Source organism: Pararhizobium qamdonense (genome assembly GCF_029277445.1).
Lineage (GTDB): Bacteria > Pseudomonadota > Alphaproteobacteria > Rhizobiales > Rhizobiaceae > Pararhizobium > Pararhizobium qamdonense.
This window is the reverse complement of record NZ_CP119566.1, coordinates 2,121,268-2,133,141: the sequence shown is the minus strand read 5'-3', so window position 1 is coordinate 2,133,141 and position 11,874 is coordinate 2,121,268. Positions and strand designations below refer to the sequence as shown.

Sequence of the window (11,874 nt, the reverse complement as noted above, 5' to 3'; positions counted from 1 at the left end):
AGAAACGGGTTCCGGGTTTCCCCACAACCCGGCCTCGTCACCTGCTGCGGGTTTCCACCGTCTGTTCGATCGCGCCAAAAACGGAATGTCCGGTGCCGTCGTTCAGCTCGACGCGAACCACGTCGCCCAAGGAAAGAGCCGTGGTCACCCGGCACGAACCGGTTGCAACGAGACTGCCGGCGACAAGCGAACGCTTGTCCGCAGCAGCAGCCACCGCTTTCGCGCTATCCACCGCAGCACCCTTGCCACCCTCAACCGGATTGCCGTTACGGCGAACAAGCAGAGAGAGGCCCGACAAACCATCCAGCTCGTCCGGCGTGACGGCGACCGGGGAAAAGGACGAAGCAAGACCGGCTCCGTCCGCAGATACGTCGTTGGCGAGGAGAACGAGAAGCACCGCGTCACTTGCCGCGTCGGCGCCTGGCTGCGCGTCGAGATCATCGGCGATCACAGCCAGTTGGGCCGTCGCTGTCACATCCGAAACATCGCCCGAAAGCGAGATGGGATCGCGGGGACCCGCAAAACCGCCGGAGCCGCCAGCCCAGAAAAAGGCGCGCGGCAGCGGCGACGCGGCATCATGCTCGTGAAATCGCATGGTCGGCTGCGAACCGGTCTCGACGCCGATGGCAACGCGGGCGAGACGCGGCCCGGCATGGGCCCAGTCGTCGAGTGCGGCCTGAAGCGTGCGGGCAATATGGCCGACTTCCGAGCAGCGGGTCAGATCCTTGGAGACGACGACGAGTTTGCCGTCGCGGGTACTGTCTTTCAGAGTAGCCAGTTTCATCGCTTGCGTGTTCCTCGGGTTCTGGTTGACACCGGCAGTTCTTTGACCGCCTGCCCCCATAGGATACTATTTGGCGGCAGGTGTCGCGCCGAATTTATCAGGGCGGCCGTGAAGCGCCGGCTGCATCAAAATCGGCCATATCCCGTTCTGCACGCTGCAAGCGTGGCCAATACTCGCTTCGTGTGCAATTGCCGGACGCCCCGCAGCCGATGAAGGTTGAAAGCCGCCAGCTGGCACCGTAGACGTGCACACGTAATAGTAATATCTAATAGATTTCACAGCTTTTCTTCAGCGCTTGATAACGGGTTGCAAATATTTTGAGGAAATCCTGGGTGGCAACATGACATTGTCTGCAAAGATACTGCGGCTACCCTTAAGGCCAGATCGGGATTTCGAATGAACACGCATACGGCTGAAGCGGATACGGACGGCGATACCGAAGGCAACCGTTTGCAGGCATTGGCGAACTTATGGATCTCCGGCACACCGCCGGAGCCTCGGTTCGACACGATCGTGCAGCTTGCCGCAGAGCTTTTTCACACCCCGATGGCCTTCGTCACGCTGGTTGAAAAGGACATGCAGGGCTTCAAGGCGATGCATGGTGCCGATTTCCCGGATATCCCCCGCTGCATGTCGGTCTGTACCCATACGATCGAAAGCGGCGATGTTCTGGTCATCGATGATATGCTGGGAGACCCGCGCTTTGCCGGCAATCCGCTGGTGACCGGAGCACCTTTCCTTCGCTTCTATGCCGGCACGCCCCTGACGACCGACGAGGGGTTCCGCATCGGAGCGCTGTGCATTCTGGACACCGTGCCGCGCCACGATTTTGGCGACGAGCAACGCAAGACGCTCGAACGCCTCGGCGCTCTGGTGATGGAACAGATGCGCTTGCGCCGGACGGAAATCATCCGCTCGACGGTGATGAACTTTTCCGACGCGACGGAGCTGGCTTTCTTCGCGATCGCTGCCAATGGGCGGATCGAATTCGTCAATCGCGCCGCATTGACCCTGTTCGGCTATCAACAGGACGAGATGATAGGCCAGCTGATCGACATCATCATTCCCGACCGGTTTCGCGGCGCCCATCATGCGGGCCTTGCGCGGGTTCTGGCAGGAGGCACGACGAGGCTGATCGGCAAGACCGTCGAAGTGGTCGCCCGCAAACGCGACCAGACCGAGGTACCGATCGAAATTTCGCTGTCCATCTGGAACGACGAGCGCGGGGTCGGCATGGGAGCGGTCATCCGCGACATTACCGAACGGCGCGAGCGCGATGCCCGGCTGCTGCGGATGGCAAACCAGGACACCCTGACGGGATTGAGCAACCGTCACCGCTTTGAAAACCTGCTGCAGGAGGAACTGTCGGAGAACAAGACAGCAACCGTCGCCCTCATCGACCTCGACGGTTTCAAGGATGTCAATGACAGTCTCGGACACGCCGTCGGGGATGCCCTACTGCAGGCCGTCGCCGTCCGGCTGCCCTCCGTGCTGTCGGCCGATGTCACGGTGGCCCGGTTCGGCGGCGATGAATTTGCCATCCTGTTGCCCGGTAACCTGCAGCCTGACGAAGCGATGACCGCCATAGGCGCGGTTCTGTCCGGCTTCGAGGCGCCATTCGATGTCGGCGGCCATGTTTTCCAGCTGGCGGCAACCATCGGTGTCGCGCTGGCGCCACTGCATGGCACCGATGCCGAGGAACTGCTCGCCAGCGCAGACTTTGCGCTCTACCGCGCCAAAAAGGCCGGCGGCAGTAAAATGCTGATGTTCGAGCCTGACATGCGCAACGATTCGCTGGCAAGGCGCGCCACCCAGGATGAGCTTCTGCGCGCTCTGAAGAATAGCGAACTGGTGCTCTACTATCAGCCGCAGGTCTCGCTCGACGACGGGCATATTCTGGGCGTGGAAGCGCTCATCCGCTGGCAGCATCCGCAGCACGGCCTGCTCTATCCCGGCGATTTCCTGCCGGCGCTGGAATCAAGTGCCCTCGCCCTGCCGGTCGGCTGGTGGGTGCTGCGCGAGGCCTGCCGGCAGGCGGCGCAATGGCGGGCAAGCGGCCTGCCGCCGATCAAGGTCAGCGTCAATCTCTTCGCCGCCCAGTATCGCGCCTCCACGCTCGTCCAGCATGTCACCAGCGCGCTTTCAGACCATAACCTGCCCCCGTCAGCACTTGGCCTTGAGGTGACGGAAACGATCGCGCTTCTCAACGACGACAACGCCTTCGAAGCCGTGCACCACCTGCGCGATCTCGGCGTCGGCATTGCTTTCGACGATTTCGGAACCGGCTTTGCCTCCTTGAGCTCGCTGCAACGATTTCCGCTGACGACACTGAAGATCGACCGGGCATTCATCTCCGAGATGACCGAAAACCCCCATGATGCGGCCATCACCAGGGCGATGTTGATGATGAGCAACGAACTCGGTCTGGAGACCATCGCCGAAGGCATCGAGACCGAGGAGCAGGAAATCAGCTTGCGGCGGCTGGGATGCCAGGCGGGCCAAGGTTATCGCTACGGCAAGGCGCTGCCGCCGGAGCAGACCGCCGTGCTCCTGGCGAGAGGCTTCGCCGGGCAGATCCCCATCCGGATGCATTGAGGCGCGGCAAAACCGTTTCGAGCAGTTCGCCGCGCTTCACGTTTTCAGAGCAGTCCCGCCGCGAAATAAAACAGAGCGGAGATCAGCGCTGCCGCCGGGAGCGTCACCACCCAGGCGATCAGGATATTGCCCGCCAGCCCCCAGCGCACGGCCGAGACCCGCCGTGCCGCGCCAACGCCGATAATCGCGCCGGTAATGGTGTGCGTGGTCGAGACAGGAATGCCGAGCCACGTCGCCGCAAACAGCGTGATCGCTCCGCCGGTTTCGGCACAGAAACCCTGCATCGGATTGAGCTTGGTGATCTTCGAGCCCATCGTGTGCACGATGCGCCAGCCGCCGAACAGGGTGCCGAGCGCCATGGCCGACTGGCAGGTGATGACCACCCAGAACGGCACATAGAACGTCTCCCCCAGATAGCCCTGGCTGAACAGGAGCACGGCGATGATGCCCATGGTCTTTTGCGCGTCATTGCCGCCATGACCGAGCGAATAGAGCGAGGCCGAGATGAACTGCAGGCCGCGAAAACTGCGATCGACGGCAAACGGCGTCTGGCGCAGGCAAACCCAGGAGACGATCAGCACGAGCAGCAGCGCCAGCATGAAACCGATCATCGGCGACATGAAGATCGCGGCCACGGTTCTCAAAAGGCCGCTCAGCACGATGGCGTCGCCGCCGGTCTTGGCAAGCCCTGCCCCGACCAGTCCGCCCACCAGCGCATGCGACGAACTTGACGGGATGCCGAAAATCCAGGTGACGATGTTCCAGATGATCGCTCCCATCAGGGCGGCGAAGATCACCTGTGGCGTGACGATGGAGGGATCGATAATGCCGGTCCCAAGCGTCTCGGCCACATGCAGGCCGAAGAACAGGAAGGCGATGAAATTGAAAAACGCCGCCCACATGACGGCATATTGCGGCCGCAGGACCCGCGTCGAGACGATCGTGGCGATCGAATTGGCGGCATCGTGCAGGCCGTTGAGAAAGTCGAAGAACAGCGCGACGCCGATAAGGGCGATAAGCAGCGGCAAAGCGAGTGTCGCGTCCATCAGACGTTCTCGATCAGGATGCCGCTGATTTCATTGACGACGTCCTCGAAACGGTCGACCACCTTTTCGAGTTCGCCATAGATCTCGCTGCCGATGATATAGGCCATCGGGTTCGAGTTGCCGTGGCGCAGGAACAGATCCTTGAGGCCCTCATCGTGCAACTGGTCGGAGCGCTCCTCCAGCCGGTTGACCGCTTCGGCAATCGCGGTCAGGCGCGGCACATTGGCGCCGATCCGGTCGAGCAACGGGATCGCTTCTGCCACCAGCTTGGCGGAATCGGCGATAAGAACGCCCATCTCGCGCATGCCGGGATCGAAACTCTTCTGCTCGAACAGACGGATCGTCTTGACCGTCTTGTGCATCATGTCGATGGCATCATCCATCGACTGGATCAGGTCCTTGATATCGCCGCGATCGAACGGCGTGATGAAGCTGAGGCGCACCGCCTGCAGCACATCGCGGGTAATCGCGTCGGCCTGGTATTCGAGTGCGACGATGCGGTCGCAATGTGCGTCGAGATCGCCCTCTGCGGCAAGCAGCGCCTTCAATTCATCGGCCGCACCGACGACCGTGCGCGAATGCGCCTCGAAAAGCTCAAAGAACTTGTCTTCGCGCGGCAAAAGCTTGCGAAACCAACCCAGCATTGTTCATCCACCTATCTTCGCGTTGTCACGAAACTGTCACAAATCTGGCAGCCGTCATAGAGAAGACAGGGGAACGGGGAAAGCTTTTAAGGCGAAGGAATAGCTCTTACCCACCGATTAGGACAAACCAGCCGTCCTCATCGGTGGTTTCGACGCCGAGTTCGCGGGCTTTTTCCAGTTTGGAGCCGGCACCGGGGCCCGCGACCAGAAGATCGGTCTTCTTCGACACCGAGCCCGCAACCTTCGCGCCCAGCCGCTCGGCCATGGCCTTGGCTTCGTCGCGCGTCATTCTTTCCAGCGAACCGGTGAAGACGACGGTCTTGCCGGCGACGGGGCTCGAGCTGGCGACAGGCGCTTGCGCATCCTGCGGCGTGACCTCGTCCAGGAGGCGCGAGACCACGTCCATGTTGCGCGGTTCCTTGAAGAACTCGACGATCGCGCGGGCCACCACATCGCCGATGCCGTCGATCGTGTTGAGGTCGCTCCAGGCTTCCGAGGTGATATCGCTGGCGGCCTTCATGGCTTCCGCAAAGGCGCTATAACTTCCGTAGGAGCGCGCCAGAAGCTTGGCCGTGGTTTCGCCGACATGGCGGATGCCGAGCGCGTAGATCAGCCGGTGCAGCGCGACTTGGCGCCGGTCGTTGATCGCATCGTAGAGCTTGCGGACGCTGACCTTGCCAAAACCGTCGATATTTTCGAGCTTGGTGAGCGTAGAGGCATTCTGCCGCTTTTCCAGCGTGAAAATATCGGGCGCCGTCTTGATCGACAGCGACGGGTCTTCGGCCTCGAAGAAGAAGTCGATCTGCTTGGACCCCAGCCCCTCGATGTCAAAGGCATTGCGCGAGACGAAGTGCTTGAGATGCTCGACCGCCTGCGCCCGGCAGACGAAGCCACCGGTGCAGCGGGTGACGGAATCGAGCTTGCCCGTCTTTTCGTTTCTTTCGCGCACCGCGTGGCTGCCGCAGACCGGGCATATTTTGGGGAACGGATAGCGCTCAGCCGTTGCCGAACGCTTCTCCATCACCACGTCCAGCACCTGCGGGATCACATCCCCTGCCCGCTGGACGATGACGGTATCGCCGATGCGGATATCGTGTTCTTCCTCGCGGATGCGCTCGCCGCCATTGCCGATGCCTTCGATATAATCGGCATTGTGCAGCGTCGCATTGGTCACCACGACACCTCCGACCGTGACCGGCGTCAGCCGCGCCACCGGCGTCAGCGCGCCAGTGCGGCCAACCTGGATGTCGATATTCTCGACTGTCGTGAATGCCTGCTCGGCTGGAAACTTGTGCGCGGTTGCCCAGCGCGGCGAACGCGAGCGAAAGCCCAGGCGCTGCTGCAGATCCAGCCGGTCCACCTTGTAGACCACGCCGTCAATATCGTAATCAAGATCGGGACGCTTGAGGCCGATTTTGTTGTAGTGCTCGAGGATCGCATCGATCGACGACAGCCGCTGCATCAGCGGATTGACCGGGAACCCCCAGCGCTTGAAGACCTCGACCATGCCGAACTGGGTATCGGCAGGCATTTGCGAAATCTCGCCCCAGGCATAGGCGAAGAATTTCAGCTTGCGGCTGGCCGTGATCGCCGCATCGAGCTGGCGCAGCGACCCGGCCGCCGTGTTGCGCGGATTGACATAGGTCTGCCTGCCCTCAGCGAGCATCTGCGCGTTCAGCGCCAAAAAGTCGCTCTTGGCCATATAGACCTCGCCACGCACCTCGACGACATCCGGGGCATCGGACGGCAAGGTCTGCGGGATTTCCTGGATCGTGCGGATATTGGCCGTGACGTTTTCGCCGGTCGTGCCGTCCCCGCGGGTCGCAGCGCTGACAAGCTTGCCGTTTTCATAGCGCAGCGACATCGACAGACCGTCGATCTTCGGCTCGGCCGTAAAGGCGATCGAATTGTCCGGCAACAGGCCGAGGAAGCGATAGACGCTGCCGATGAAGTCCTGCACGTCCGCGTCGGAAAATACGTTGTCGAGCGACAGCATCGGCCGGGCATGGGTGATCTGCTGGAAGATGCCGGAGGGTGCCGCACCGACCTTGCGCGAGGGACTGTCGGACCGCACGAGTTCCGGAAACCGGGCCTCGATCTCCTCGTTGCGCCGCTTCAGCGCATCATAGTCGGCATCCGAAATCTCCGGCTGATCCTTGCCGTGATAAAGCGCATCATGATGCGCCAGTTCGCCAGCCAGCCGTTCCAGCTCTAATGCAGCCTCATCCAGTGTGAGACTTTCAACAACGGTAGTCATAATCGACATGATGGAGACTCCTCGATTGCGGAGTCGTTTTAGAGCAAAATAGCTTTATGGGAAGGGGCTATAAAACCACCGGAGACAGTTCCATTAGATAGTGATTACTGCCGAAACAAAACACCGATTGCCATCCTGAATGTAATTTCATTACCCTAGTTCAACACCCATCTTCGGAATAGGAATAACATAGTGTCCTACGAACTTTGCCGCCTTACCGAAACTACACTTAAAAAATGCGATGATGTTCTCAGAACTGAATTTTGGAATGCGGAGCCATATTGGATTTCCGAAGCCGCATTTACATTATTGATCGTAAATCTCAAAGATGCACTGTCTGCACTGGATAAAATGAAATTACGAATAATTTTTACAGACGACATAAATAGCAAAGGCGACGTAACCGACTTAGTTAGAGAGATGCGAAACGCCGCTGCTCACAATGGCTCTGTGCTAAGATTAGTAGATCCAATACGTCAGAACGGTTTGAGCTTCGGAGTTTGCGTAGGTAGAGCTAATTTAGCGAAATTTGACGATATAGAACTTAAAAACGAATATGATGACGATATCGCATTCTTTCACGGGGCCTTGCGCATTTTGCTCGTAAGGCACATCGTTCGCGCCGTACGAGAAGCCAAGCAGAACTTAAGAACAGCTGCAGCTGCGCACGATTATTGGATTTTTACCTACTGATCCATCATCTACTCAGTGGAGAAATTGATCGCTCATACGTTTCCCGCCAGCAGACGCGCTGCAGCCGCCCTCGCCTCGTCGGTCACCGAGGCACCGGCGAGCATGCGGGCGATCTCTTCGGTGCGGGCCTTGTCGTCCATGCGGGCGACGCGGGTGGCGATCGTTTCGGATTTTTCCGCAGAAGGCCCCTTGGAAATCAACAGATGCGTTGCAGCGCGCGCTGCCACCTGCGGCGCGTGGGTGACGGACAGAACCTGGACAGTCTTTGACAACCGCTTGAGACGCTGGCCGATGGCATCGGCAACGGCGCCGCCGACCCCGGTGTCGATTTCGTCAAAAACCAGCGTCGGCGCCGAGCCGCGATCGGCAAGCGCCACCTTCAGCGCCAGAAGGAAGCGCGACAGCTCGCCCCCCGACGCCACCTTCATGATCGGGCCCGGCCGTGTGCCGGGATTGGTCTGGACATGGAATTCGACGATGTCGATACCTTCGGCAGCAGCGGCCTGCGCATCGGAGGTCACTTCGACCATGAACCGGGCACGTTCCAGCTTCAACGCCGGGAGTTCGGCCATGACCGCTTGCGAGAGTGCTGTTGCGGTATTGTGGCGCTTGGCCGAAAGCGCCACCGCCGCCGCATCGAAGGCGCCCTTGGTCAGGCCAAGCTGCGCTTCCAGCTGTTTCAGCTTTTCTTCGCCCGCATCCAGATCGGCAAGATCGGAGATCATCCGGACCGCCAGCGCCGGCAGCGTCGTCACCGGGACGGAATATTTGCGGGCGGCGGCACGCAGCGCAAACAGCCGCTCCTCCGTCCGTTCCAGCTCCTTCGGATCATATTCGGTTTTCCGCAAGGCCGCTTCAACCGCCATCTGTGCGTCGGACAGCTGGTTGAGCGCGGCGTCCAGCAGTTCCACGGTCTCTTCGAGAAGACCGGGCGCCTCATGGCTCTTGCGCTCCAGGCGCCGGACCATCGAGGCTATCAGGGGCACCGGCGAACCATTGCCGTTGAGGAACTCGCTTGCCTCGTTGATATCGACGGCGATGCGCTCCGCCTTCATCATCCGCGAACGGCGCTCGGCCAGATCGTCTTCCTCGCCGTCCTGCGGCGATAGAGCCTCCAGCTCCTCGACCGAGGCGCGCAGATAATCGGCCTCGCGGGCGGCGGCCTCGACCTTGTCGCGGTGCTTTTTCAGCGTCCGCTCGGCATCCTTCCAGATCCGGTAAAGGCCGGAGACAGACTGCGCCTCGTCGGCCAGACCACCGAAGGCATCAAGAAGGGTGCGGTGCGCATGGGTATCGACCAGCGCGCGGTCATCGTGCTGGCCATGGATCTCGACCAGGAGCTGGCCTGCCTGGCGCATCAGCTGAACGGAAACCGGCTGGTCGTTGACATAGGCCTTGGTGCGGCCATCGGCGGATTGAACCCGGCGGAAAATCAGATCGCCATCGTCGTCGATGCCGTTTTCGCGCACGAGAAGCCGCGCCGGATGGGCCATGCCGACATCGAAAACCGCCGTCACCTGCCCCTTGTCGCCACCGTGGCGCACCAGCGAACCGTCGCCCCGGCCACCCAGCGCCAGCGACAGACTGTCGAGCAGGATGGATTTTCCAGCACCCGTTTCCCCCGTGAGCACAGACAGGCCGGCATCAAAGGACAGATCAAGCCGTTCGATCAGGACGATATCGCGGATCGAAATCTGTGAAAGCATCCCGGTTCAAATCTCTTCGTCTTGGTCCTGATTCTAGGCGCCCAAAAGCTTCTTGCCGGCGCGCGAGATCCATGAGCCACCGTTCTCACGCGGCTCAAGACCACCGGTCTGCAGGAGCTTGTAGCTGTCGGCATACCACTGGCTGTCAGGATAGTTATGCCCGAGAACGGCGGCGGCCGTCTGCGCTTCCGAGGTGATGCCCATCGCGAAATAGGTCTCGACCAGACGTGCGAGCGCTTCTTCGACCTGGTTGGTGTTCGGATAGGTTTCGACCACAGAGCGGAAGCGTGTGATCGCGGCCAGATATTCCTTGCGCTCCAGATAGTAGCGGCCGACCTGCATCTCCTTGCCGGCGAGCTGGTCCTTGGCAAACCGCATCTTGGCCTGCGCATCCTCGACATATTCGGAATCGGGGTATTTGGAAATGACCGCCTGCATTGCCTCGATGGTCTTGAAGGCCGGCTTCTGGTCCTGCGTCACCGCCGGGATCTGCTTGGAATAGGCAAGACCGACAATGTATTGCGCATAGGCTGCGTCTTCGGATTCGGGATAGAGGTTGAGGTACCGGGTCGCGCCGTTGATGGCTTCCTGATACTGGCCGTTGCGGTAATTGACGAAGGAGCGCATCACCAGCGCCTTGCGGGCATATTCGGAGAACGGATGCTGCTGGTCGATCGCGTCGAACTTGCGCGCCGCTTCCGTGGTCTTGCCGGCGTTCAGATTGGCGAGACCCTGATTGTAGAGCACTTCCGGTGGATCGGTCTCAGCGCTCAGCTTGGTGATATCGATGTCGGGATCGTTCTGGCAGGCGGTTACCAGAACACTGGTCGCGGTAGCCACAAGCGTAATGGCAACAACACGTGCCATCTTCTTCAATTCAAACTGGCCTGCAATTACCATTCGTAAATCCCAACTCCCGCGCCGGTAAGAATACCGCCGCCTATGAACCGCGTTTTAGATCAAGATGCAACAAGACCGCAATGTCATGATGATTGATTAACGCAATTTTGTGGCAGTCTTATCATGAAAAAGCCGGTCAAAAGACCGGCTCTCATCAAACATCAGACCAGATTTTCCCTTTCAGGAACAAAAGGCTGCAGATCACGGCGCGTTGACGGCAATCATTTCGCGGGGTGCAGAGCGCTGGCGCTGCGGTGCACTTTCGACGATTTCATAGGCCGTCGGATCGCTCATCAGCGCCTTCAGCGCATTGGCGTTCATCTTGTGTCCGCCCCGGTAGGAACGGTAGCAGCCAATGAATGGCGCACCGGCCAGCGCCAGGTCACCCACGGCGTCCAGCGTCTTGTGGCGAACGAACTCGTCCTTGTAACGCAGGCCTTCCATGTTGATGACGGTATTGTCATCGGCAATGACGACCGAATTTTCCAGGGACGACCCGAGACCACGGCCAGCCGCCCACATGCGCTCGACATCGCGCATGAAGCCGAACGTCCGGGCACGCGACAATTCCGTCTTGAAAACCGAAGGCGTGATATCGCCCTTCCAGGACTGACGGCCGATCAGCGGGCTATCGAAATCAATCTCCACCTCGAAACGCATGCCGTCGTAAGGCGTAAATTCCGACCAGGAGGCGCCCGATTCGATCCGGACCGGCTTCAAGATACGGATAGAGCGGCGCTTGACGGACAGCGCCTTGATGCCGGTCTGCTCGATCGCCTCGATGAACGGTGCGGAGCTGCCGTCCATGATCGGCATTTCGGCGCCGTGCACTTCGATCAGGAGGTTGTCGAGGCCAAGCGCATAGATCGCTGCCATCACATGCTCGATCGTGGCGATCGAGGTGGCTGGCGAAAAACCGAGGATGGTGCAGAGATCGGTATTGCCGACCTGCGAGGAAACAGCCTTGAATTCGCTAATCGTCTGCTCGCCGACGACACGCTGAAAAACGATGCCGCTGTCTGCTTCCGCCGGATGAAAGGTGATCGCTACTTCGGCGCCAGAATGTACGCCCGTGCCGCTCAGAGTTACAGAATGTGCAATCGTTGTCTGAAACCCCAGCAGTCCAATTCCCAGTCCCATGCTTATCGCCTTCAAATGCTACGTGGCGTTTCCGCCGAATGTCGTTAGGGCCGAAGCCTCGCGCCTCTCAAAAGCCGCAGGCCGCACAGTCGGAGAGCAACGCTTGCCG

Annotated in this window: 9 protein-coding genes; 2 read left to right on the top strand and 7 right to left on the bottom strand. The window is 60.1% G+C overall.

Annotated elements, in window-relative coordinates; genetic code table 11:
- Positions 1 to 37 precede the first annotated feature (37 nt).
- Entirely contained in the window at positions 38 to 784 is a 747-nt protein-coding gene (locus PYR65_RS10205; RefSeq protein WP_276120889.1) for a fumarylacetoacetate hydrolase family protein, read from the bottom strand.
- Between the two features lie 396 nt (positions 785 to 1,180).
- Here PYR65_RS10205 and PYR65_RS10200 point away from each other — a divergent pair, with 396 nt between their 5' ends.
- Entirely contained in the window at positions 1,181 to 3,379 is a 2,199-nt protein-coding gene (locus PYR65_RS10200) for a putative bifunctional diguanylate cyclase/phosphodiesterase (RefSeq protein ID WP_276120888.1), read from the top strand.
- Positions 3,380 to 3,423: 44 nt separating this feature from the next.
- On the opposite strand, the gene PYR65_RS10195 is transcribed toward PYR65_RS10200, so the two are convergent.
- The 3 genes from PYR65_RS10195 to ligA all read right to left on the bottom strand — a co-directional run bounded on the left by PYR65_RS10195 (position 3,424) and on the right by ligA (position 7,335).
- Positions 3,424 to 4,425, bottom strand: coding sequence for an inorganic phosphate transporter (locus PYR65_RS10195; protein ID WP_276120887.1), 1,002 nt, complete (start codon positions 4,423 to 4,425; stop codon positions 3,424 to 3,426).
- On the bottom strand, positions 4,425 to 5,069 hold the full coding sequence (locus PYR65_RS10190) for a DUF47 family protein (RefSeq protein ID WP_276120886.1): 645 nt from the start codon (positions 5,067 to 5,069) through the stop codon (positions 4,425 to 4,427). The genes PYR65_RS10195 and PYR65_RS10190 overlap by 1 nt, the downstream gene beginning before the upstream one ends.
- A gap of 106 nt (positions 5,070 to 5,175) precedes the next feature.
- Complete coding sequence (gene ligA, locus PYR65_RS10185; protein ID WP_276120885.1) at positions 5,176 to 7,335, bottom strand: NAD-dependent DNA ligase LigA; 2,160 nt, start codon at positions 7,333 to 7,335, stop codon at positions 5,176 to 5,178.
- A gap of 183 nt (positions 7,336 to 7,518) precedes the next feature.
- On the opposite strand from ligA, the gene PYR65_RS10180 reads away from it, so the two are divergent.
- Complete coding sequence (locus PYR65_RS10180) at positions 7,519 to 8,019, top strand: hypothetical protein (protein ID WP_276120884.1); 501 nt, start codon at positions 7,519 to 7,521, stop codon at positions 8,017 to 8,019.
- Between the two features lie 32 nt (positions 8,020 to 8,051).
- Here PYR65_RS10180 and recN read toward each other — a convergent pair whose 3' ends face one another.
- From recN to lpxC, 3 genes are all read right to left on the bottom strand, one after another.
- Positions 8,052 to 9,725 carry a DNA repair protein RecN gene (gene recN / locus PYR65_RS10175; RefSeq protein ID WP_276120883.1) on the bottom strand — a complete coding sequence of 558 codons (1,674 nt, stop codon included), beginning with the start codon at positions 9,723 to 9,725 and terminating at the stop codon, positions 8,052 to 8,054.
- 33 nt (positions 9,726 to 9,758) lie between these two features.
- Positions 9,759 to 10,592: an outer membrane protein assembly factor BamD gene (locus PYR65_RS10170; protein ID WP_407951322.1), complete on the bottom strand. Its 834-nt coding sequence runs from the start codon at positions 10,590 to 10,592 to the stop codon at positions 9,759 to 9,761.
- A 234-nt stretch (positions 10,593 to 10,826) separates the two neighbouring features.
- Positions 10,827 to 11,759 (bottom strand): UDP-3-O-acyl-N-acetylglucosamine deacetylase, encoded by a 933-nt coding sequence (gene lpxC, locus PYR65_RS10165; protein WP_060638900.1) that lies wholly within the window; start codon positions 11,757 to 11,759, stop codon positions 10,827 to 10,829.
- Positions 11,760 to 11,874 lie beyond the last annotated feature (115 nt).